Source organism: Acidobacteriota bacterium, from assembly GCA_009691245.1.
Lineage (GTDB): Bacteria > Acidobacteriota > Terriglobia > 2-12-FULL-54-10 > 2-12-FULL-54-10 > SHUM01.
Genome location: SHUM01000029.1, coordinates 1 through 24,472, shown reverse-complemented (window position 1 = coordinate 24,472; position 24,472 = coordinate 1). Strand labels below are relative to the sequence as shown.

Genomic DNA, 24,472 nt, shown 5'->3' with positions numbered 1-24,472 from the left:
AGGCCCGCTCGCTCACGCGCGCGGCACTGTGACGTGGTTCAGTGGGTGAGGGCGTAGACGATGTAGTTCACACCGAGGCGGTAGGCTTGCGAGGTGTAGCGCTCGGGGTATTGCGGCAGGTCGGCCCACTCCCAGGCATCGCCCATGTCGACGTTGTGGTTGATCATCACCAGGATGCGGCCGGTGGCATCGCGGATGGCGGCGTAGCGCGGCGCGCGGCCGTCCTTCTCGAAGATGCGTCCCGAATATAAAAATTGCAGGCCTGGCAGCTCGAACAGCTCCTCGATATTGAAGAAGCAATGGAAGATGGGGTCGGAGACGTTGATGTCCTCGATCTCATATTCCGGGAAGACCTTCTTCATCTGCGCTTCGAAACTGTCCCACTCGCGGGTGCCGTGGAAGTCGTCGACCATCATGAATCCGCCGCGCAGCAGATATTGGCGCAGGCGCTGGGCTTCGTCGTTAGAGAGCTGCATGTAACCAACCTCGACGGCATAGACGAAGGGGAAGTCGTACAGCTCATCCGCAGTGGGCCGCACGACGTGCTCCTGCTTGCGGCCTTCGATGGCGGTGTAGCGCAAGAGGCCTTGCAGAAACTGGCGATCCGCTTTGGGGTAGTCGGTGGGCCAGGCCTGGCCATCGTTGCTCAACTGGAATCCCGGCGAGTAGTGGGCCAGGCGGGTGAACAGAAATTCGTAGTCGGTGGTCGGACCGTCGGTAGTCATGTCGAGGGGAGTTTCATCTTCCGGAGGGAGCAAAGGAGGCGGCACCTGTCGAGACCCGGGAGAGGGTGGGGTCTGGCTCCAAATTTGGAATGCTCCGCGCCCGGCGACAGCTCCCGCGCAAATTACCAGACCTAAGGCAAGCGCCAGACCCATGCCGTACTTTGCCCTTGCTCGGTCCGACTTATACATGAACCTTCCACGATTACTGGGATGACTTCCACCCAGCATACCAGTCCAGACCATTCCGTGGCCAGTCCGGGCGTCTCGCGGGGAGGGTGCAGGGAAAAATCAGCGGGAGGCGACATATTTGGAAAATTCCGTGAAAGTGTGCAATTTGTGCACAACCGCAAATTTGGAATATTTGGGCAACTGAATTTGTCGCGTTGCCGCAAGGATTCCTCGACACTGGAGGCACCCTTCCGTATGATGGTTAGATAATGACATCTGGAACAGTTAAGCGTGTCCGCGCGCGGTCAGTGAATTTTCCCAAGATATGCATTGCGGCGACCGGCACAACCATCAACGAGCTGATGGTGTGCGCACGTCGCGCGCTGGCGCACAGTCCCTTCGTGGAGCTGCGTCTCGACTGGCTCACTCGGCCCTCCGATGCGATTCCGCAAATCGCCAATCTAATTGCATCCTCGCCCGGAGCGATTCTCCAGGCCACCTGCCGGCGCGAACCCAATGGCGGCAAGTTCTCCGGAACAGTGGACGAGCAACTCCGTCTGCTGATCAGCGCCGCCGAGGCGGGCTGCCGCCTGGTCGATGTGGAGATTGAAAGCGCCGAGGCGGCCCAATCAAGCACGGCCGGCGCGGCGGGGGACTTGCTGGAAGCCTTGAGAAAAAAGGCCGCCGTCATCCTCTCCTTTCATGATTTCAAGAAGACTCCTCCGCTCGGCCCGGTGGTCAGCAGACTACGCAAGATACCAGCCAATATATATAAGATCGTTCCCACGGCCAAGGGTCAGAGCGATGTCGTGCGCCTGCTGAATGAATTGCAAGAACAAGCGAAGGTAAATGACGCCCAATGGGTGGGGTTCTGCATGGGCGATGCAGGCATCCCGAGTCGTGTCCTGGCTCTTTCGCGCGGCAGCGCCTTTATCTACGCGGCGCCCCCCGCAGCCGAGGAATCTTTCGTTGCAGCTCCCGGCCAAGTGGACGCGGAGCTGTTGCGGCGGCGGTATCGCGCGGACAAGTTGAGCAGTAAAACGAAACTCTATGGCGTGCTCGGCAATCCGGTGAAGCATTCCATCGGCACTGCGGTGCATAATGCGTCCATCAGCGCGCTGGATCTCGACGCGGTATATCTGCCGCTGCAGTCCGATGATGTGCGTGAATTTCGCCAAGCGGCTCTCGACTATCCGCTGGCGGGTTTCAGCATCACGCTACCGCATAAGCAAGCCATATTGCGCTACATTGATAGTCCGGATAAATTGGTCCAAGCCGTCGGCGCGGCCAACACTGTTCGGGTTCGCCGAGGTAAGTGGGAGGCCATCAACAGCGATGTGGCGGGGATCATTGAGCCCCTGAAGGTGCGCTACGAATTGACCGATAAGCAGAAATTGCCGGCTGATTTCTCTGCGATCATACTGGGCAATGGGGGTGCTGCCCGTGCCGCAATCGTTGGCTTACGAAGTCTAGGTTGCCGTCGTATTCTGATCGCTGGCCGTAATCCGCTGAATGTAAGCAAACTGGCCAAAGAGTTTCGTTGTGGGGAGATCGCTCTGAAGGATTTAGGCGATGCCAAGGCGGACCTGTTGATTCAGGCCACCTCAGTCGGTATGTGGCCGCAGCGCGATGCGTCGCCGCTGACGCCGGTTCAGATCTGCGCCGAAACTGTTTTTGATTTGATCTACAATCCGCATGATACCAAACTGCTGCGCATGGCTCGGGCCAAGGGATGCCAGACCATCTCCGGCATTGAAATGTACCTGGCGCAGGCTGCGCGGCAGTTTGAATATTGGACGGGCCACGAAGCACCGTTGACCAGAATGCGGCGGACCGCGGCGGAAGAGCTCGATCGCATGCGTCAGCAGCAGCATAAGTAGCCGCCTTACATCAACTCGCATTGAAATAGATTCCAACAATCGCGATGCCCATTGCCTCAGACCTGAAAACTTTTCACCAGCTTGCCCGGCAGGCTAACTGGGTGCCCGTGTGGACCACGGTGTCAGGCGATCTGCTGACACCCGTCTCCGCGTATTGGAAGCTGACCCATTCGGAAGCGAAGGCGCCGACCTCCAGCAGGAACCGTTTCAGTACACTCAGGGACGGCAATTACTCGTTCTTATTCGAGAGCGTCGAGGGTGGCGAGAACATAGCCCGCTATACATTTCTTGGGGCGGGCCAAACCGCGAGCGCGTCCCGCCATGCGGCACCCTTGCTTATCTTAAAGTTTTGGTTGAAGGAAAACGACTCAGCCAATTCAAAAAAGAATGGCTCGACCAGCGGCAGTGGCCGCATCGAGATTTGGGAAGGCGGCCAGCGGAGGGAAGTGTCAGGCGATTTCCTTTCCTTTGCCCGCCGCATGTTTTCCCGCTTCCGCCCGGCTCGCATTGAGGGATTACCTCCATTGGTTGCGGGAGCGGTCGGGTACATGGGTTACGACTTGATTAGTCTTCAGGAGCCCATAAAACTTCCAGCGCGTGAGCGCGTGACTGGCAGTGAAACACCCATGCCGGATGCCGTGCTGATGCTGTTTTCAACCTTGCTGATCTTCGATCATGTGAAGCACCAGATTTGGATCGTGCGCAACGCTTTTCTTCCTGATGGCTCAACGAAGAAGCAGATTGATGCGGCCTATAAGGACGCGCAAGAGGATATCGCCAGAGTCGTGAAGGCGCTGGAATCGCCAGCGGTTCCTTCGGTGAGCACGTCAGCTACAGCGACAACTTCGAAGCGGCTCAACCTGAAGGTGCGCTCCAATACTTCACGACAAAAGTTCCTGAATGCTGTCGTCCGGGCCAAGGAGTACATCCGGGCCGGGGACATATTTCAGGTGGTTTTGTCGCAGCGATTGGAAGTTGCAATCCATTCGCATTCCTTCGAGATCTATCGAGCGCTGCGACGCGTGAATCCCGCGCCTTATCTTTTCTATATGCAGTTAGGAAAGGACTGTGTGCTGGGATCCTCGCCGGAGATGCTGGTGAAAGTGACTGGTGAAGATATTGAGTACCGGCCCATTGCCGGCACTCGCCACCGCGGCGCCACGCCCGAACAGGATGACGCACTGGAACGGGAACTTCTTGCCGATGAAAAGGAACTGGCCGAACACACCATGCTGGTGGACCTGGGCCGCAATGACGTTGGCCGTGTCGCCCGTTACGGCACGGTGAAACCTGCGCGTCTGAAGTTCATTGAACGCTATTCCCATGTGATGCATCTGGTGTCGAGCATTGAAGGAAAACTTCGTCCGGAACTGGATGCCTGGGACGCGCTGCTGGCCTGCTTTCCCGCCGGCACGGTAACCGGCGCGCCGAAGGTTCGCGCCATGCAGATTATTTCAGAGCTGGAACCCACGCGGCGCGGTATCTACGCCGGAACGGTCTTGTACTATGACCTGACGGGGAATCTCGACTCCTGCATCGCCATCCGCTCGATTGTGGTGCGCAACGGAAAAGCCAGCGTGCAGGTTGGCGCGGGCATCGTGGCCGACTCAGTGCCAGAGAATGAATACGAAGAAACTATGAATAAGGGCCAGGCCATGTTGGCGGCAATTGACATTGCCGAACAGCAAGCAGCCGGGGCGGCTGCCCAGCGGAGACGCAATCGAAAATGATCTTCGTTCTCGATAACTACGATTCCTTCACGTATAACCTGGTTCAGATGCTGGGCGAACTGGGCGCCACGCTGGAAGTTCGCCGCAACGATCAGGTGACCGTGGAGCAGATTGCGGCTATGCGCCCGCAGGCCTTGGTCCTTTCGCCGGGGCCGGGACGGCCCGAGGATGCTGGCATTCTGGTGGAGTGCATCCGCCATTTCGCGGGCAAACTGCCGATGCTCGGTGTCTGTCTCGGACATCAGGCGATGGGCATGGTCTTCGGCGGACGCGTGATCGCGGCACCTTCGCTGGTTCATGGCAAGGCCACGAAGATTCATCATGACGGCAAGGCGCTCTTTCACGGCCTTCCCAACCCATTCGATGCGGGCCGATATCATTCCCTTGTGGTGGAGCCATCCACGATGCCCAACGTTCTGGAGGTATCCGCATCCACTCCGGACGGCATCGTCATGGGCATGCGCCATCGCTCGCTGCCTATCGAGGGCGTGCAGTTCCATCCTGAGTCCATCCTCACTCCCACCGGCAACACACTTCTCAAGAACTTCCTCGCCTGGGCAGGACAGCCCGCTGCGATTCTTTGATCGCTTCCAGTAGATTCGCTTTTTATTCGTATTACTTTTCAGATTGATTTGCGGGTCCGATGATATATAATGCCCGTTCGCGCTTTAACTTACGATTAGCACTCATTCTTTGAATTGTCCTCAGGGGGAATCATGGCCGAGAAACCGGCGGATAAACAGTCGGAACGAACACGCGCCGTTGATTTGGCGCTGGCGCAGATTGATAAACAGTTTGGCAAAGGATCGGTCATCCGGCTGGGCGCGAAAGACGTGGTGCCGGTTATGGTGATTTCCAGCGGCTCCATCGCCCTTGATGCGGCGCTGGGCGTTGGTGGAGTTCCGCGCGGTCGTGTGGTGGAGATATTTGGCCCGGAAGCGAGCGGCAAGACGACTCTCGCGTTGCAAATTATTGCAGAGGCCCAGAAACTGGGCGGACTGGCCGCCTTCGTGGATGCCGAGCATGCGCTGGACCCCGGGTACGCCAAGAAGTTAGGCGTGGATGTGGACAATCTTTATGTCTCGCAGCCGGATTACGGCGAGCAAGCGCTGGAGATTGCCGAGGCCATGGTGCGCTCGGGTGGCATGGATGTGGTCGTGGTGGATTCGGTGGCGGCACTGGTCCCTAAGGCTGAGTTGGACGGCGAAATGGGCGATTCGCACATGGGCTTGCAGGCGCGGCTGATGTCCCAGGCGCTGCGCAAACTAACGGGCATCGTTTTCAAGTCGAATACCTGTCTGATCTTTATCAATCAAATTCGCGAGAAGATTGGAGTCATGTTCGGCAATCCGGAGACAACTACCGGAGGCCGCGCGCTGAAATTCTATTCCTCCGTTCGCATTGATGTCCGCCGCATAGCAGCGATTAAAGAGGGCGAGAAGGTCGTCGGCAACCGCACCCGCGCCAAGGTGGTCAAGAATAAAGTGGCTGCGCCATTCCGAGAAGCTGAGTTCGATATCCTCTACGGCGAGGGCATCTCCAAAGAGGGCGAGCTGCTGGACATGGCCGCGGACAAAAATATCCTTGAAAAGAGCGGGGCGTGGTACTCCTATAAGGGCGAGCGGATCGGGCAAGGAAGGGAAAACGCCCGCACCTATATGAAAGAGAATCTTGCGGTCCGCGATAAGCTCGAAATCGAGCTGCGCGCCGCCCTTGGATTACCGTCCAATAATTCCGCAGCAGCAGCGCCGGCTGCGGTGGCGGAGGCCGCTCCGGCCAAAGGCCGCGGATAATCGGTCCCTCAGACGCGGGCAAGTGTTTACGAAAATGGCACACCCACTTAGGCGAACTGTCCAATCCCCTTTGATTCTGGGGCTAACACATCGAAGTTGGATTCAACCATTCAGTGGGCAGCTCTTTTTCTATGGACGAGATGGGCGGGTATCCGATAACAATAGAGGGTACCCTCTCGATTCTCCTGAAGTTCGTTAGGTGTTTCGCACTGGAACCAAAGGAAGGCAAAAGCAGGATGAGGATGGCGAAGAGAACCCGAGCCTCAATAGTTTTGACGACCGTACTCATTGTGTGTTTGACGCAATGGCAGGCCCGTGCCAGCGAAACGATCCTTGCCAGAACGGGAACCGCCGCGCCTGTAACTGTCAAGTCGAAAGTTATTAAACCAAAAATTACGGCACAAAAAAAGCAATCAAAGAAAGTAGTGGCCAAGACGGGCGCTGCTTCGGCGACCAAGCCTAAAGCTGTTACTCGTAAGAAAACTACAACCATAGCCCGCCGCACGCTGCGGCGAGTGCGCCCCACGCCAGTCGGCAAAATACCGACCTATGGTGTCCCCAGTCAGGATGATGATCCCAGCCGGGATGATCCAATCGTGCGCGCCGCTGCGGTTGAGGCGCTGGGCAAGCTGATGGGCGCCGTGGTCGTGGTGAATCCTGAAAACGGGCAGATTCTCTCCATCGTCAATCAGAAACTCGCGCTCGAATCAGGTTACCAGCCGTGCTCAGCATTCAAGCCCGCCGTCGCGCTGGCTGCGCTGGGAGATGGCATCATCAACAGTGAAACCAACCGACTGAAGCTGGGGCGCAAGTGGTATCTGACGCTGGAGCAGGCGCTGGCGAAATCCAACAACCTGTATTTTGAAGAATTGGGCCGTTCCCTCGGCATCGAGCGGTTGCAGTACTATGGCAGACTGTTCGGATTTGGGGAAGCAGCCTCCTTCGGGATTAATCCCGAATCGCAGGGCGCATTTCCCGAGAAGGCACCCGCGAAGAGTGCTGGCGGTGTTGGCAAAGTTGCCAGCTTTGGTCAGGGAATTTCCATGACGACCTTGCAACTGGCATCGTTCACCAGCGCCATGGCCAACGGTGGCAGACTTTACTATCTGCAGTATCCAACTGCCGGAGAAGAATTTGTTCCCATGCTGAAGCGCGAACTGCCGATCAGCGAAACGATTGATTCTGTCCGCAATGGCATGGAAAGCGCCGTTTTGGCCGGGACCGCTCGTCGCGCGAATATTCCGGATATTCACATTCTCGGCAAGACTGGCACCTGTTCGCAGGATGGTGCGCGGCTGGGATGGTTTGCCGGCTATAGCGATTCGCCGGCGAAGCTGGCCGTGGTGGTCCTGTTGCGTACAGGAGTAAAGCTGGGCGGCGGCCCGAAGGCCTCTGAAGTTGCAGGCCGGATGTTCCGCAAACTCGGCGAAGGAGACTACTTCGCCAGCCTTGTCCAGAAAACCAAGACAGCTCGGATTTTGCCTGCTGCCATTACTTTTCCTTCCATTAAATAACCAAAGTTTACCGTTCATTTCCTGAACGATTCCTCTAAGGATGGCATTCCTATTTGGATGCCACCTCCGGCATCGGTATAATCATCTATTGTGATTACCAACAGCGGGGAGAACCGTATGCAGTGGCAAGAGTTGGCCGTGCAGGCACTCGGCGGCAAGCTGATCTCGCGGGAGGACGCCCGCGCCGTGCTCAGCGTGCCAGAGGAAGAATTACTCGATCTGGTTTCAGCCTGCTACCGCGTGCGGCGCCACTATCATGGCAAGCGCGTCAAGCTCAACATGCTGATCAATGCCAAGAGCGGCCTGTGCCCCGAAGACTGTGGCTATTGCTCCCAATCCGTACTGGCGCAATCCGGCGTGGATCGCTACCCGCTGCAATCGAAGGAGACGCTGCTCGAAGGCGCGCGTCAAGCCATGGAAGTAAAAGCTCATACCTATTGCATCGTCATCAGCGGTCGCCGTCCGTCCTCTCGCGAACTGGAGCACGTGGCCTCGGCCGTGCGCGAAATCCGGGCGACTTATCCGCTGCGCATCTGCTGTTGCATGGGGCTGCTCAATGAGGATGAAGCCCGCATCCTGCAAGAGGCTGGTGCTGAGCGCATCAACCACAATCTGAACACATCCGAGGAGCACTACGGCGAGATCTGCACCACGCACACCTATAAAGACCGGGTCGATACGTTGGGAGCAGTGAAGAAAGCGGGAATGTCTCCCTGTTCCGGCGGCATCCTCGGCATGGGTGAAACGGACGATCAGATCATTGACCTCGCGCTTTCGCTGCGTGCGCTGGATGTCGATTCCATCCCGCTGAACTTCCTCATCCCAATCGCCGGAACTCCGCTAGGGGGGGTGGAAACACTCACGCCGCAGAAGTGCCTGGCCATACTCTGCCTGTTCCGGTTGGTGAACCCATCAAAAGAGATTCGCATCGCAGGCGGGCGCGAGTACCATCTGCGCTCTCTGCAACCGCTGGGCCTGTATGTGGCCGACTCGATTTTCATCGGCGACTATCTCACGACTCGCGGCGAAGTTCCTGCAGCCGATCTGCAGATGCTGGAAGATGCAGGCTTTGTCGCCGCGACGGCGCCACGCGAACCGACCAGGAAATTTCAGCCGGATTACGCACCTGGACTCGCCCCGGCTTTGAGCGGCAGCGCGGCAGAAGCGGTTATAGCCGAAACCACCGTAGGCGGGAACCCGTAGGCCCGCCAGTTTGTTTGTTCGTCTGTTTATTGCGGCCTTTGATCATAAAAGCCGCAGATAGTCCATTCACGTGATGGCTTCCACATTGTTCCGCGAAGAATTGATCGCTCTGCGCAAGCAGGGCATGTTCCGATCCCTGCGCGTGTTGCGCGGCGAGCCCGGCCCGTTCATTAAAGTGGGCGCGCGGCAGGCCCTGCTACTTTGCTCGAACAACTACCTCGGACTCGCTCATGACGAGCGAGTCAAGAACGCCGCCTGTCAGGCGGTTCATCGCTATGGAACCGGGTCCACCGGGTCTCGACTAATCAGTGGAAACATCGAACCACACATCGAGTTGGAACAGGAATTGGCGAGCTTCAAGGGCACTGAGGCGGCGCTGGTTTTTGCTTCAGGCTATCACGCCAATATCGGGACCATCCCTGCCTTGGTCGGACCGGGCGATGTCATCTTCAGCGACGCGCTGAACCATGCCAGCCTCATCGATGGCGCGCGATTGTCGCGCGCGGAGATCCGCATTTATCGCCACGCCGATGCCGCCGATCTTACGGATCAATTGCAGCGGCAAACCTCTGCGCGGCGGAAGTTAATCATCACCGAATCGATATTTTCCATGGACGGAGATCAGGCCCCGCTCACTGAAATCGCAAAAATTGCGCGCGCGCATGGAGCCATGACGATGGTGGACGAGGCTCATGGCACCGGAGTGTTCGGCCCCAGCGGTGCGGGTCTGGTGGAGGAGTTGGGATTATCGCGCGACGTGGATGTCCAGATGGGCACTTTCAGCAAAGCGCTCGGCAGTCATGGCGGGTATGTCGCTGGAAGCCAGGGACTGATCGAAATTCTCGTGAATCGCGCGCGCAGTTTTATTTTCACTACGGGCTTGCCACCGGCCGTCCTGGCGGCATCTGCGGAGGCGATCCGAATCATTCGGAGTGAACCACAGCACAGAGTCCAACTTTGGCGCAATGTTGGCTTGCTCCGAGAAGGCTTAATTGATTTGGGATTCACCACGGGCCCTACGAAGAGCCAGATCATTCCTGTCATAATTGGCGACGAGCGTCGTACCATGTCAGCTTGCCGATTTCTTTTGCAGCAAGGAGTATTCGTGCAGGGAATCCGTCCGCCGACAGTTCCCTCGGGGACGGCGCGGCTGCGTCTGGCACCGATGGCCACGCATACGGAAGCTCAACTCCAGAAAGCGCTCCGCGCCTTTGAAAAAATGGCGCAGCTGATGAATGCCCCAAAAAGAAGAAGGAGTGGACCGTAGCCTTCATGCCAACCTCCGAATCGCCGCAGCCCTGGAAGCAATGGGACCATGAGCATTCCTGGCATCCATTCACGCAGATGCGCGAGTGGATGGCCGAGGACCCGCTCTTCATTGAACGAGGTGATGGCAACTATCTTATTGCCAGCGACGGACGTCGATATTTCGATGCTACATCCTCGCTGTGGTGCAACCTGCATGGGCACGGCAGGCCGGAAATCGTTGCTGCCATCGCCGGACAAGCCGCGCAATTAGCGCACTCCACGATGTTGGGCCTGTCCAATCTTCCTGCTACGGAACTGGCCAAGCGCCTGATCGATATCGCGCCCAAGGGACTCACTCGGGTTTTCTATTCCGACTCCGGAGCCACCGCTGTCGAAGTGGCGCTGAAGATGGCTTTCGCCTACTGGCAACTGCGCGGAGAACCGGGGCGCGATGTGTTCGTCAGTTTGAATGAGGGCTACCACGGCGATACCATCGGCTCGCTCAGCGTCGGGTACATGGAGCTGTTCGACCGCCCCTATCGCCAATTGCTATTCCCCTGCGTGAAACTCAATCCGCCGCACTACTTTCGGTACTATCGTCGCCAGTCCATGGAGGAAGCAGTCAGCAGCGCGTTGGCCGAGGCGGAGATTACGCTCACACGCGACCGCCGGCGCATCGCCGCGCTCATCGTTGAGCCACTCATGCAGGCTGCGGCGGTGATGTGGAATCATCCTGTGGATTACCTGGCTGGACTCGCGCGCCTTTGCCGGCAGAATAATATTCTGCTGATTGCCGACGAGGTTGCTGTTGGTTTTGGCCGCACTGGAAAAATGTTTGCCTGCGATCACGCGGGCATTACTCCCGACCTGATGTGCCTGGCCAAGGGCATCTCCGGAGGCACTTTGCCGCTCGCGGCCACTCTGACTACCGAGGAAGTCTTCCACGCGTTCCTTGGCGATTTCGCGGAGCGCAAGACTTTCTTCCACGGCCATACTTATACGGGAAACCCGATTGGGTGCGCGGCGGCGCTGGCCTCGCTGGATATTTTCGAGAAGGACAATGTCCTGCAGGAGCTGCCATTCAAAATACATGCCCTGGAGGAGGCCCTGCATCCATTGCGAAACCTGCCGCACGTGGCCGACATCCGGCAATGGGGAGTGATGGTGGGTATTGAAATAGCCGAGGATGCGAAAGCACGTCGGTCATTTCCGTCAGGACTGCGCTTGGGTAAACGCGTGATAATGGCCGCGCGTCGTCGAGGAGTGATCCTGCGTCCGTTGGGAGATGTGGTTATCCTGAATCCTCCCTTGTCCACTACCATTGCGGAAATGCAGCATATCGCCGCAGTTTCCGCGGAGGCCATTAGCGAGGCTTGTGCCGAGGTTATAAAGGGTTAGACGAAACACCAGGATTGCATATGGCTGCGTCATTGCTGATTACGGGAACAGATACAGGAGTTGGGAAGACCTTTGTCGGCGCTGGCCTGGCGGCGGCGTTGATACGCGATGGATTTCATGTGGCCCCTTTCAAGCCGGTGGAAACCGGATGTTTTTTTGATCCCGCAACGCATTCGTTAATTCCTTCCGATGCCAGATTGCTCGAAGCGGCAACCGCAACGAAATCGCCGCTCGACACCATTTGCCCGTACCGATTTGCTCTTCCAGCCGCACCGTGGGTGGCCGCTGAGCGGGAAGGAAAAACGATTGATCCCACCGTGCTGGAGAGGTGCTATCGGGAATTAGCCCAAGGGCATGATTGGGTGCTCGCTGAATCCGCCGGGGGAATATTGGTCCCTATGGCACGGGATTTCCACTTTGCCGATTTGGCAAAGCGTCTCGATCTTCCCGTATTGGTGGTGGCTGGTTCAAGACTTGGCGTGCTCAACCAAACATTACTTACAATGGAGTTTCTCCAGCAGAAGGGATTGACGACTGTCGGCTGCGTACTCAATCACCCTTATGGTGATGCCACAGGCTCGCCGCTTGATCCGCAGCATCTCCCCGCGCTCGATACAAATGCCGACACACTGCGCCGGCTCACGAGTGTTCCCGTGTGGGTGATCCCCGATGCCGCGCGGACAAGTCAGCCGGAGATGGATATAATTTTCGACCGTTTGGCAGATGATATTATTGCCCGCGTACCGCGCGCCGTGGCGTAGTTGGCATGTAGTGGGCCTGTAGTTGGCTTATAGTTGCGCCTACCATTGCGCCAGGCCGATTGCGGCTGGCAGATGGTCTGATCTATGATACTTTGAGCAGCACGCAGCGAAGTGTGAGTTTGAAATCTATGCCGACACAACGAATGAATCGAGAGCAGGCGCGTGAATTGTTTCACGGCGATCTTGCGTCTCTTGGTGAAGCGGCCTCCGCGATTCGTTTCGCAAAGCATCCCGAACGACTGGTCAGCTACACCATCCAGCGCACCGTCAACTACACAAACGTGTGCAACGCCTACTGCTCCTTCTGCTCCTTTTACCGACCACCGGGTAGCAAGGAAGGCTACGTTTTGAGCGAGGATATGATCTTCCAGAAAATTGAAGATGCCATCTCGTTGGGCGCTGTGGGCATCTTTATTCAAGGCGGAGATCATCCTGATTTGAAAATTGAATACTATGAATCGCTCTTGCGCAAAGTCAAACAGCGGTTCGGAATCTGGCTGCATAGTTTTTCAGCATCAGAAATAGCTAACCTGGCGGCTGTCTCCGGCCTGACGCTGGAGCACGCCTTAGGGCGGCTTCGCGATGCCGGCCTGGACTCAATTCCCGGCGCCGGCGCGGAGATTCTGGACGATGAAATTCGTCAACGCATCAGTCCGCTGAAGATCAACACGGAGCAGTGGCTCACCGTGCATCGCACCGCGCATCGCTTGGGCATCCGAACCACTGCGACGATGGTGTTCGGCTTTGGCGAGACACTAGAGCATCGACTGAATCACTTCGATCGGTTACGCCAGTTGCAGGATGAAACGGATGGATTTGTCGCTATGATCGTTTGGCCATACCAGATCGGAGCGCAACATCCGTCCATACTCCCCAAGCAGAAACCATCAAATGAAGAATACTTGCGGATGCAGGCCTTGGCGCGAGTCTATCTGGATAACTTCGAGAATCTACAATCGTCTTGGCTGACAGTAGGCTTGGAAACGGGTAGACGGTCTCTGGAGTTCGGCGCGAATGACACGGGCAGCGTGGTGCTGGAAGAAAATGTTGTCGCCGGAGCGCCCGATAGTCTGGTCGCGGAAGAGGCGGAATTGCGCCGTAATATTGAGTTGGCGGGATATCTCCCGGTAGTCCGGGACTCAATTTATTCACGTCGTGAGCAAAGCGCCGAAGCCTTCCGCCTCACTCCAATACAGCCCGTGCTGCGCTAAACTATCCACTATCATTTCTCGCAGGGCAGGGAGTCTCCACCCGCAAATCCAGTTCATGCTAGGCTTCCCATCTGCGCAAGTCTATTTTTTAAAGGAATCGGGGATGCGGTACAGATAGATGTAATGTTGTATGCCATCTGATTTCATCGACAATTCTTCGACCGGTTTCCAGTCCGGGATTCGTATGTCATGCGCCACGACACGAGTTCCGGGCTTGAGGTCTTTCTCTAATATTGGCGATAGCTGCCGGTTGGCAGCCTGCAAGAGATAGACCGTAACCACACTGGCCGGTTTTACGTTGGTCAGGAATAAATCGCCCTGAATGATCGTTACCAGTTTGTCCAGGTTGCGGCGCTTTGCTTCTGCTTCGGACTCCGTTGCTAGGTCCCTATCCAACTCCACGCCCACAGCCTTCGCTCCGTATTTTGCGGCGGCGGTCAGGACAATGCGCCCATCACCCGAACCGAGATCATAAACAACATCGGCGGAGGTTACCTTGGCGATCTCCAGCATTTTCTCAACCACATCCATTGGTGTCGGCACAAAGGGCGCCACCTTGCCTACTTCTGCTGGATTGGAGGACGCAGGCCCACTGTCATTGCTGGCTTCATTTGGCGAAGCGGCACCAACTGGCGCGGATTCAGACCTGGGTGGGATATCGTCATTGGTATAAACACGCAGGGCTCGCGGCGGGTTTTGTTGAACGCCACCGACACTTATAACGGGAATCATTGTGAAAAGCAGGATCAATGCGAAGACACTCTTACTTGAGGCAGGCATTTCAGATAGACGAATATTCATTCGAGCAGCTCTGACAGTGCGATTCAATTTATTTAACAGCAATCTCCTGCTCCTTGTATTGAAGTTGATAAAGCCGCCAGTATAGCCCTCTCTGCGCCAACAACTCTTGATGGGAACCCGATTCCCGAATTTCGCCCTTGTGCATCACGATTATACGATCGGCGCGCTGAATGGTGGAAAGCCTGTGCGCGATGATAATGGAAGTGCGATTCGTGATCATTCGAGTCAGCGCATCGCGCACGCGCAATTCGGTTTCGGTATCGACGCTGGAAGTCGCTTCATCGAGAATCAGAATCTGCGGGTCGTGTGCCAGAGCGCGCGCGAAGCTGATCAATTGTTTTTGACCTACGGATAGTGAGCTGCCTCGCTCGCGAACTTCCTCCTGATGACCCTCAGGAAGCGATCGAATAAACTCCGCCAAGTTTACTTCTTCTATCGCATCCTCCACATCCTGGCGCGTGATGTCGGGGGTTCCCAGTCGTATGTTACTCTCAATCGTTCCAGAAAAGAGATAGGGGTCCTGAAGCACCACACCGAAACGGCGGCGGAGTTCCTGCAGGTTCCACTGCCGGACGTCGCGGCCATCAATCAGCACCTGACCTTTCTGCACGTCATAAAAACGCAGCAGCAGGCTAGTCAGCGTTGTCTTTCCCGCGCCGGTATGGCCCACTACGGCGATGGTTTGACCGGAGTCAATCGTCAGGTTGATGTTGCGTAATATCCAGTTCTCGTCTTCATAGGCAAACCAGACATTGCGAAATTCGATTTGTCCTGTAGACTGCTCGCCAGATGGCATTGCGGTCGGCTGCACGGGAGACTCAATGGTGACGGGCTCATCGATCAGCCGGAATATTCGTTCGGAGCTGGCCATGGCTCCTTGCAAAATATTGTACTTCTCGCTCAAGTCCTGAATGGGGCGGAAGAAGCGCTGCGCATATTGAATAAAGGCAACCAGGATTCCGATGGTCAGTGAGCCGTCCAGTACTTGATGGCCGCCGTACCAAAGAATCAAGGCAATCGCGGTTGCGCTTAGAATTTCCACGGCAGGATAAAAGACCGAATGGGCAAAGACGGAATCAAGAAACGCTTTCTTGTGATCCTGGTTGATCTGGTCAAATTCCGCGAAACTCTTGTCTTCCCGATTGAACAGCTGCACCACGCTCATGCCTGTAACATGCTCGGCGAGATGTGCATTGATGCGGGCGACCGCGGTGCGAATTCGCCGGTAACAGTCGCGCACTACACGGCGGAACAGTGCCGTGGCCAATATGATCAGTGGCAGCACGGAGAATGTTGCCAGGGCCAGCGATGCATCCATTTGCAGCATGACGATCACAATAAAAAGCAATGAGAAGAAATCACCGAAGACGGCGACCACTCCGGAGGTGAACATCTCATTCAGCACATCCACGTCGCCTGTAATCCGGGTTACCAGTCGGCCGACGGGATTATGATCGAAAAACTGTGTCGGGAGCCGGTGCAGATGGCTGAACATCTGCGAACGCAGATCGAACATGGCGTGCTGGCCAACCATTTGCATGAAATACGTCTGCAGATATTCCAGTCCGAAAAGAACAATCAAGGTGGCGAAATATAGCAATGTTATCTGAGTTAATCCAGATAGCGACTCGGGACTTAAATAGGAATCAAGAAAAGTAGGTTGGCGGTCAGTAGCAACCAGATAGCGATCCACCGCGATCTTCGTCAGGAAAGGCCCGACGACCTGCAGGAGCGAATGAAGTATCATCGCCAGGGAAGCCACTAGAACGGTTGGCCAGTAAGGGATTAAATACGTCAGCAACCTACGCATGAGCCGGCTATCATAAGCTTTCCCCAATACTTCCTCTTCGCGGTGATCTCCCCTGCCGGCTTGGCCTCCCTTTCCAGGGCTGCCTGCCAGCTTACCGCCGCCACTGCCGCTGCCACCTCCACGCATTGCCGAACTCCTATGCTTTCTCTAATTCTTCCTCAAGAAGTTGCTTCTGATAAAGCTCCGGGTAGTATGTCCCGCTCTGCATCAACTCGGCGTGAGTCCCCCGCTCCACAATCGCGCCGTCCACGAGAACGACAATCAGGTCGGCATGCTTGACAGTGGAGGTACGGTGCGAAATGATGACAGCCGTGCGTCCGCGCAGAACGCGTTGCAGGCGCATGAGGATCAACTCTTCCGTGTAAGTGTCCACGCTGGAGAGCGCATCGTCGAGAATCACAATCCGTGGGTCACGCACTACTGCACGAGCAATAGCCGCTCGCTGCTTCTGACCACCTGACAAAGTAATGCCGCGTTCTCCCACCATGGTTTCAAAACCGCGCGGGAAGCCATCAATGTCGCTGAGAAGTCCGGCTACTTCAGCTGCCTGTCGGACCTCTTCCTCACTGGATTGTTCGACGCCAAAAGCGATATTCTCCCGAACGGTTTCACTAAACAAAAATGTTTCCTGAGGCACGAAGCCGATCATGCGGCGCAGGTCGGCGAGGCGATATTGATGAATCTCCACGCCGTCGATCAGGATGGTGCCGGTGGGTACCTCGAACAGACGCGGAATCAGATTGACCAGAGTCGATTTGCCACATCCAGTTGGTCCGACAATAGCTACCGTGCTGCCCGCTGGTATCAACAGATTGATCTCCTGCAGAACGCGTCTGTCCTTGCGACTCTGCGTTCCTTTCCCACTTTGCTCCGAGAGTGCCGCCGCACTGGTTGCCGGAACGCCGTTGTAAGAAAACGATAAGCTACGAAACTCAATCGACGCACCTTTGGTTTGCTCCGACACGCCGTCCTTCGGCGCTGGCATCGAAATGAGGTGAGCCATCGGATCATCGGCTATCTCAGGGGCTTCGCTAAGAATGGTATCGAGTCTCTTGAGTGAGGCTAGGCCGCGCTGGTGCAGATTAACCACCCATCCCAGCGCCACCATAGGCCACGCCAGTTGCGCCATATAAACATTGAAGGCGACAAAGTCGCCAATGGTGATTGCACCCCGTGCGACTTCGCGCCCTCCAGCCCACAGCACCGTAACTGTAACCAACCCCATAAGCACTTCCAGGATGGGGTAAAACATCCCCCAGACGCGAATCAGTTTGCGATTCCGCTCCATGAAGTCCCGATTGAGCGTCTGAAACTGGGCGAGGTCTGACTCCTCCTGCGCGTATGCACGAAGAACGCGAATGCCCGCAAGACTCTCCTGAACACGAGCGCTGATATCCGACATCATCGCCTGGATGGCCTCGAAACGGTGATGAATACGTTTTCCAAAGTAGACTACGATGCCGGCGATGACGGGGGCGAGTGTGAATGTGTAGAGTGTCAGCTTGGGGCTGATGTGGGCCATAATGGCGATCGCTCCGGCCATAATCACCAGCGTGCGGCCCGAATACATGATGCCAGGGCCGAGGAGCATGCGCACCGCATTTAAATCATTGGTCGAGCGCGACATGATATCACCAACCCGATTGCGCTGAAAGAAACTGAGCGACAGGCGCGTCAAATGACGATATAGATCGTTGCGCAACGCATACTCAGCATCCCGTGAAATTCCGATAATGATCATGCGCGTCCAATAGAGGAAGAAACCTTTGCACAGCGCGGCCACAAACAGCAAGGCCGCGTATTGAATTAATTTGTCCGAACTAACGCCTTGCGTGAGATCGTCAATTGCGAAGCGGATGATCTGTGGAACGGCAACCCAGAAAAACACTTCGGCCAGCAGCGATCCTAAGCCGAGCAGATACCGCTGACGATAGGGGCGCAAGTAAGGAAACAGAGGTCTTAGGTCTTGCCAGGTTTTCATGGCCATGCAAATGCGCTGATCCTTTTAGTGTCAATGATAGTTCGATTATAGGGGGTCTGCGGGACACTGGTGCGTGATTTTCGCTTCAGGCTGACCGGGCACGTTGATTACCTTGGCGAAAATGGAAAGGAGCCATGGTGCCATCGTTTACACTCCCGACTTTGTATGTCCACGGAAGCGCGGCTACGGAGTTCAGATATAATCTTTCTTCCTATGAATCCACTGCGCAAACTAGCGGGACAGCTTCTTACTATCGGCATCGAGGGTCAGGATGCGGGTGCTGAGTGTCGTGATTTGATAAGCACGGTTGAGCCAGGCGGCGTAATTTTCTTCCAGCACAACATCGCAAACGAACAACAGTTTGCGATACTAGTTTCTCAAGTTAGCGAGCTCCTTTCGGACACGCACCCCTATCTGGCACTCGACCTTGAAGGCGGCTTGGTGGACCGCTTTCGCGAATTGATCGGGCCACTGCCTTCGGTGCAACGGGCCGTGCAGGCGGGGCTAGCAGCGGAATTGGGCGAAGTGGCGGGCAGGGAACTGGCGGCGTTTTCTCTGAATGTCGATTTCGCTCCAGTTCTCGATCTGGGATCGGATGAATCGAAAGAAGTCATGGGCACCCGAACGGCAGGGTCGTCACCCACACGGGTCGCTTTATTCGCACAGGACTTTCTGGATGGACTCGAGAAGTTGGGCATCATCGGATGTGGCAAACATTTTCCAGGACTCGGAGGAGGCACGATAGACTCCCATATGGGAATGCCCACCATCGTAAAGAATCTTTCTGCGCTTTGGGATCAGGACCTGTTGCCCTACCGTGAGCTGTCCGGCCAGTTGCCGATGGTCATGGTGGCGCATGCCTGGTATCCCGAGGTGGAACGTGAACTATGCGGGACCACCTCGCCGCGACCCGCCACGTTGTCCCCGGCCATCATCAACCAGTTGCTGCGCAAGCGAATTGGATATGAGGGGCTGATCGTCTGCGATGATCTGGAGATGGGCGGCGCGCTGGTCGGTCGTTCCATTGAAGAAGCAGCCGTCGGCGCGATTCGCGCCGGTTGCGACATCTTACTGGTGTGCCATAACGCCGCGAACGTAGAGAAAGTTCATACCGCACTCGTCATCGAGGCGGAGCGCTCCACGGAGTTTCGTGGACTAATCGAGAAAGTGGCTGCACGAATCACTGCTGCCAAAATGCGGCACCTGGGAATTTCGACTCCTGGGAAGGCAGCCGAACGAGACTTTAATGATTTGCGCAATCGTTTGCAGCAACTCACCGAGTTGATCGATAAGCGAATAGCGGACTCCTCTCAGCGTCCCGCGATCACGGGCAAGTAAAAAGGTGCAACCCATGCTGGTAGCGGGAATGATGAGCGGGACGTCGGCCGACGCGATCGATGTTGCGATTGTGGAGATTCGCGGTCGTGCATGGAATGCTCGTGTAAAACTTCGAGCGTTCCAATCTTTTCCATACAGCGACGCAGTGCGTACCCGCATACTTGCCATCGCGGGCGGGGAAGCCTCCTCGGCCGGAGAAATTTCTCAGCTTAATTTCCTGTTGGGAGAGTTATTCGCCCGGGCCTGCCTATCTACATGCCGCCGTTCCAGGATTCCCATTGCATCCGTCGGTCTAGTCGGATCACATGGGCAGACAATTTATCATCAGAGTAAATCATCGAATGAGTTGGGCATCAAGGTCCGCTCGACATTTCAGATTGGCGAACCGGCAATTATCGCAGAGCGAACCGGAGTCACGACCATCGCCGATTTCCGACCGTCCGACATGGCCAGCGGCGGGCAGGGAGCTCCGCTGGTTCCCTATTTCGACTACTTGATCTATCGCCACAAAACGCGCGGCCGGGTTGCGTTGAATCTCGGAGGGATTGCAAACCTCACGGCCATACCGCCTGGCGCGCCATCAGAAGATGTATTCGCATTCGATACAGGGCCAGGCAACATGCTAATGGATATCCTGGCTTCCAAAGCCACTAACGGAAGATTGCGTTATGATCACGACGGACTCATGGCCTCCCGTGGAAAAATATGTGAACGGATGATTCGTGAGTTAGTGCGACAAAAGTACTTTAACCGAAAGCCTCCAAAGTCCACCGGCCGCGAACAGTTCGGCGCTGACTACTTACAGGAGCATTTTGTGAGAAAGATCGGCGGGAGCGGTGGTTCATTGATGGATGCTTTGGCGACAGTAACGGCGTTCACAGCAGAGACGATTGCTCATGCAATTGGAAAGTTCGTGTTAACTCAGTTCCCGATCAGGGAGTGCTTTGTATCCGGTGGGGGTGTCAACAACCCATTCCTGATGAACCAACTGGGAATTCGCTTACAGGAGGCTACAAGGAAGTCCGGTGCGACCATGCCGATACGCATCATCAATACCGAAAACTCGGCGATTCCTTCCAAGGCAAAGGAAGCGACAGCTTTCGCAATGCTGGCCTATCAAACCTTTCATCAAGAGGTCTCGAGTCTTCCAAGCGCTACGGGTGCGAATCATCCGGCGATATTGGGGAAAATTATTCTTGGCCAAAAAAGTAGAGTAGATTACCAGTAGCGATGAAGTTACTTAATTCAATTGTGGGCTTTGTACAACGGAAGTATATGGGTGTTGCTTGGTCTGTACTTTTATCAATTTTGATCTCCACGGGATGTCAATCAAAACGCGACCCTGGCACTGTCGTAATGCTAATCGAGTCGAGCCCCATTAGCCTCGACCCTCGCGTCGGTACGGACGCGCAGTCCGAGCGAATTGGCGAACTAATCTTTGATAGCCTGCTACGTCGCAACGACCACTCTCAATTGCAGCCAGCATTGGCAACTCACTGGGAATCACCTGATCCACTTACACATGTTTTTCATCTGCGAAATGACGTCCGATTCCACGATGGCCGGCCTCTACGAGCGCAGGATGTTCGCTATACGTTGCAATCGCTGCTCTCCGGCGAGGTCAAGAGCGTCAAGACCGCCAACTTCAGTCGTGTTGCTTCCGTTGAAGCACCTGATGACTGGACTGTTATCATTCGACTGAAGGAGCCTTACTCATCATTTCTCTGGAACCTTACTCAGGGTGCCCTCGGAATAGTTCCGGAAGGTTCGGGATCGGGCTTTGCAAGCAGCCCAATTGGATCAGGGCCATTTCGGTTTGTGTCTTCGCGGCAGGACGAGTCGGTTACCATCGAAAAGAATTCTGATTACTGGGATACGCCGCCATTTATCGAACGGGCGGAGTTCCGAATCGTCCCGGATGCAACCACTCGCGCACTGGAACTGCGCAATGGAAGTGCGGATATTGTGCTGAATTCATTGCCTGCCGACACCGTGGTCTCCTTGCAAAAAGAACCGCACCTGCGGGTGTCTCAGCAACTGGGCAATACCTATCAATATTTAGGACTAAACCTTGCAAGTCCACAGTTAACCATTCCTGTCCGTCAGGCCTTGGCATATGCAATTGATCGGGACGCTTTAATTAAGCATCTATGGCGAGACTTGGTTCGTCCGGCCAATAGTGTTCTTCCAATCGGTCATTGGGCCCATGCTGTTGATCTTGAGTCACAAAGGTACGACCCACAACGTGCTATCGATCTGCTGGAGAGGGCTGGGTATCACACGGGCGGGGACGGCAGTAGGCTTACATTGGTGATGAAAACTTCAACCGATCAAGCCGGACGGGAACTATCAGCCGTACTGCAAGATCAATTGCGCAAGATTGGAGTAAAGATAGAGATTCGATCCTATGAATTCGCGACTTTCTATTCAGACATCACCAAGGGAAACTTTGATCTGTTTTCCTTGCGCTGGATTGGAGGAAATAACGATCCGGACATTTTCGAATACTTGTTTCACTCTGAAAAGACTCCACCTGCCGGAGCTAATCGGGGCAGATATCACAACCCCAATGCCGACAAGCTGATCGAGCGTGGACGTATGACGAGTAATCTTGCGGAACGTCGTGATGCTTATCTCAAGTTGCAATCGTTATTGAATCAAGACTTGCCATACATCCATCTTTGGTATTTGGATAACGTCGCCGTTTACGATGAACGGATAGCAGGACTTCAAATAGATCCAACTGGTAACTATCACTTTATGATGGAACTACAGCTTATTAATTGAAGGATAAGGACCATAAACAGCAGTATCTAGCTGAAACCACAAACAACAAACTGCAATTTTCCTACCACCACCAAATTAACAACGTCTGATAATATATATTATGTCATATATAGAAACTTTCTCTTATTGCTGTATCTAGCACTGATACAATCAGTTGCAAGATATTTAATGACTCTAGAAAAGAGCTATCGTCCTGCCGGACTGTTCTCAAAAAGCAATGGGGGTGCGGTCGCCGGCAGACGTGGAGTCTCCGCTAATTGATATGCCGGCATCGGCACATGATGCTGGCCAACCTCAGGATGATTGACTAACGCCCAGTGCTCACGGTGCTGGAGTTGTGGATCAGAAAACAACTCTCGCATATTGCTTACTCGAGCCGCGTGGACGCGATGGCGCTGTAACTTTTCCATCAACGATAGCGCGTCATAGTGGATGGTCTCAGCCGCCAACAAACGGTCTAATTCCGCCGCTGATTCCTGGCGCGCGAGTTGCGTGGCGAACCGCCCGCTTTGGGCCCACGCGGGGCTCCCGAGCGTCTCGATCAACCTCCCCCACTCGTCATCATCATGAACGCTGATAACGCACCAGCTATCCGTCTCGGCGCAGGGAAAAGCGTTGTGCGGCGCGGCAGTCTCGTCCTGATTTCCACATCGCCCCGGCGACATTCCCGTTAACTGCGACTGCAATATTCCCGGCGCAACAAAATGCACTCCGCTCTCATACTGCGCCAGATCAACATACTGCCCGCGCCCGGTCCGCCGACGAAACTCCAACGCGGCGAGTATGGCAATGTACGCGAACCCAACCGCAATGTAGTCGATATAAGGCCCATAAACAATGGCTGGCGTGCGATCCGCCGTGCCAATTAAACTTGTGAATCCACACAGCGACGTTAGCTGCGATCCAAATCCTGGATGTTGCGCGCGCGGCCCGCTCTGCCCCAGATTGCAGGTGCTCAGCATCACCAATCGCGGATTAAGCGCGCGCAATTCCTCATAGCCCAAACCCAGCCGCGCCATTGTGCCGGGCGTAAAATTCTCAATAACCACATCGGCCCCGGCCACCAGAGCGCACGCCCGCTCCAGACCTTGCGGAGTCTTCAGATCCATCTCTACGCTCTTTACGCCATCGTTGTTCATGGCGAAGACACCGCTACGGTTTACGCCGACGATATTGTCCTTGAACGGCGGATAGTGTGTGCGAAATCCATCGAGGGCGCGGCGCGACTCCACCTTCACCACATACGCTCCGTGATTCGCCAGATACTTCCCCACGCACGGTCCCGCGGCGAACGAAGCAAACTCGATGACCGTCAAATTTCCCAGCGCCTGTTTTGGAGTTTCCATGGCCATTTAAGAATACCATTCACACCATTCTTGAGGCTGACAACTTGACCAAATTGTCGGCAAAACCAAAATTGCACACGTTCATGGTTTTTTCCAAATTGACCACAAACGACCACCCCAATGGGGCGCCTGCCTGCAACCAAAAATCAAACCTCCAAATCGCCCGTTTTCGAGTCTGATAATAACTCTTATGTAATTATCGATCTCTTCCCCGCCCTTGCACACGCTCTTTTTGGCGGTCCCACCCAGCCGCAAATTCTGATTATTTGGTGAATCTGTCATCTGGGTCCGGCGCGGCGGTGCCCGACGAGTCAAACTTTTCCTAAAGGCGCGTGGGCCTATACGTACTGGGCCTGCGAAATTAAAACTAGCATTTCCGTTTCACAATGCTCAGTCTGAAGGATAATGGCTCCCTCGACGCCAATTGATTTCGGCGGCGGGAATCTCTATCAGCTACATTTTGGGAATCAAGTGAAGAAGTACATTCAAAGGAGAGCGACTCTCATGCGCATCCGCACCCTAAATTCCAGTTCCTCACGCATCGCAACAACCCTGGCCGAAATTACCCTGGCGATACTTATGGTTTTGTCCCCGATGGCCACCGCATTGCCCGCGGCGGAGAACTTGTCTGTGCCGGGGCAGATTCAATTCAGCGGAAACGTCTTAACCGCGGAGGGCGCAGAGGACACGGAGGTAAAGGCATGAGCGCGCGGTGTCACTTTCGCGCTGTTCGCCGAGCAGACGGGCGGGACGGCGCTGTGGATCGAGACGCAGAATG

Annotated in this window: 18 protein-coding genes; 13 read left to right on the top strand and 5 right to left on the bottom strand. The window is 55.4% G+C overall.

Translation table 11 applies throughout. The annotated features are described in order from the left end of the window. Positions 1-38: 38 nt before the first annotated feature. Positions 39-968, bottom strand: a complete 930-nt coding sequence (locus EXQ56_08605) for a DUF4159 domain-containing protein (protein ID MSO20510.1) — start codon at positions 966-968, stop codon at positions 39-41. A 194-nt stretch (positions 969-1,162) separates the two neighbouring features. On the opposite strand from EXQ56_08605, the gene EXQ56_08600 reads away from it, so the two are divergent. The 10 genes from EXQ56_08600 (at position 1,163) to EXQ56_08555 (ending at position 13,631) form a co-directional block, all read left to right on the top strand. Then, on the top strand, positions 1,163-2,773 hold the full coding sequence (locus EXQ56_08600) for a type I 3-dehydroquinate dehydratase (protein MSO20509.1): 1,611 nt from the start codon (positions 1,163-1,165) through the stop codon (positions 2,771-2,773). 44 nt (positions 2,774-2,817) lie between these two features. Further along, positions 2,818-4,503, top strand: a complete 1,686-nt coding sequence (trpE, locus tag EXQ56_08595) for an anthranilate synthase component I (GenBank protein ID MSO20508.1) — start codon at positions 2,818-2,820, stop codon at positions 4,501-4,503. Continuing rightward, positions 4,500-5,087, top strand: coding sequence for an aminodeoxychorismate/anthranilate synthase component II (locus tag EXQ56_08590; protein ID MSO20507.1), 588 nt, complete (start codon positions 4,500-4,502; stop codon positions 5,085-5,087). The genes trpE and EXQ56_08590 overlap by 4 nt, the downstream gene beginning before the upstream one ends. A 132-nt stretch (positions 5,088-5,219) precedes the next feature. Then, entirely contained in the window at positions 5,220-6,296 is a 1,077-nt protein-coding gene (gene recA / locus EXQ56_08585; GenBank protein ID MSO20506.1) for a recombinase RecA, read from the top strand. Positions 6,297-6,427: 131 nt separating this feature from the next. Continuing rightward, a complete protein-coding gene (locus EXQ56_08580) occupies positions 6,428-7,810 on the top strand; it encodes a penicillin-binding protein (protein MSO20505.1) in 1,383 nt (460 codons plus the stop codon). Positions 7,811-7,927: 117 nt separating this feature from the next. Continuing rightward, complete coding sequence (gene bioB / locus EXQ56_08575) at positions 7,928-9,013, top strand: biotin synthase BioB (GenBank protein ID MSO20504.1); 1,086 nt, start codon at positions 7,928-7,930, stop codon at positions 9,011-9,013. 73 nt (positions 9,014-9,086) lie between these two features. Then, positions 9,087-10,280, top strand: coding sequence for an 8-amino-7-oxononanoate synthase (gene bioF, locus EXQ56_08570; protein ID MSO20503.1), 1,194 nt, complete (start codon positions 9,087-9,089; stop codon positions 10,278-10,280). Positions 10,281-10,285: 5 nt separating this feature from the next. Next, on the top strand, positions 10,286-11,659 hold the full coding sequence (bioA, locus tag EXQ56_08565) for an adenosylmethionine--8-amino-7-oxononanoate transaminase (GenBank protein ID MSO20502.1): 1,374 nt from the start codon (positions 10,286-10,288) through the stop codon (positions 11,657-11,659). Beyond that, the gene (gene bioD / locus EXQ56_08560; protein ID MSO20501.1) at positions 11,635-12,420 is read left to right on the top strand and encodes a dethiobiotin synthase; all 786 of its coding nucleotides are present in this window, start codon (positions 11,635-11,637) and stop codon (positions 12,418-12,420) included. The genes bioA and bioD overlap by 25 nt, the downstream gene beginning before the upstream one ends. A 143-nt stretch (positions 12,421-12,563) precedes the next feature. Then, entirely contained in the window at positions 12,564-13,631 is a 1,068-nt protein-coding gene (locus EXQ56_08555; protein MSO20500.1) for a CofH family radical SAM protein, read from the top strand. Between the two features lie 81 nt (positions 13,632-13,712). On the opposite strand, the gene EXQ56_08550 is transcribed toward EXQ56_08555, so the two are convergent. From EXQ56_08550 to EXQ56_08540, 3 genes are read right to left on the bottom strand one after another with little or no spacing between them, the layout of a single operon-like run. Further along, positions 13,713-14,474, bottom strand: a complete 762-nt coding sequence (locus EXQ56_08550; GenBank protein ID MSO20499.1) for an SAM-dependent methyltransferase — start codon at positions 14,472-14,474, stop codon at positions 13,713-13,715. Further along, positions 14,461-16,368, bottom strand: coding sequence for an ABC transporter ATP-binding protein (locus tag EXQ56_08545; protein ID MSO20498.1), 1,908 nt, complete (start codon positions 16,366-16,368; stop codon positions 14,461-14,463). The genes EXQ56_08550 and EXQ56_08545 overlap by 14 nt, the downstream gene beginning before the upstream one ends. Positions 16,369-16,378: 10 nt before the next feature. Then, positions 16,379-18,223: an ABC transporter ATP-binding protein gene (locus EXQ56_08540; GenBank protein ID MSO20497.1), complete on the bottom strand. Its 1,845-nt coding sequence runs from the start codon at positions 18,221-18,223 to the stop codon at positions 16,379-16,381. A 165-nt stretch (positions 18,224-18,388) separates the two neighbouring features. Between EXQ56_08540 and nagZ the strand changes: the two genes are divergently transcribed. From nagZ to EXQ56_08525, 3 genes are read left to right on the top strand one after another with little or no spacing between them, the layout of a single operon-like run. Continuing rightward, on the top strand, positions 18,389-19,561 hold the full coding sequence (gene nagZ, locus EXQ56_08535; protein ID MSO20496.1) for a beta-N-acetylhexosaminidase: 1,173 nt from the start codon (positions 18,389-18,391) through the stop codon (positions 19,559-19,561). 13 nt (positions 19,562-19,574) lie between these two features. Next, entirely contained in the window at positions 19,575-20,789 is a 1,215-nt protein-coding gene (locus EXQ56_08530) for an anhydro-N-acetylmuramic acid kinase (GenBank protein MSO20495.1), read from the top strand. A gap of 47 nt (positions 20,790-20,836) precedes the next feature. Next, positions 20,837-22,348, top strand: coding sequence for an ABC transporter substrate-binding protein (locus EXQ56_08525; GenBank protein MSO20494.1), 1,512 nt, complete (start codon positions 20,837-20,839; stop codon positions 22,346-22,348). A 185-nt stretch (positions 22,349-22,533) separates the two neighbouring features. Here EXQ56_08525 and EXQ56_08520 read toward each other — a convergent pair whose 3' ends face one another. Next, a complete protein-coding gene (locus EXQ56_08520; protein MSO20493.1) occupies positions 22,534-23,700 on the bottom strand; it encodes a CoA transferase in 1,167 nt (388 codons plus the stop codon). Between the last annotated feature and the right edge of the window lie 772 nt (positions 23,701-24,472).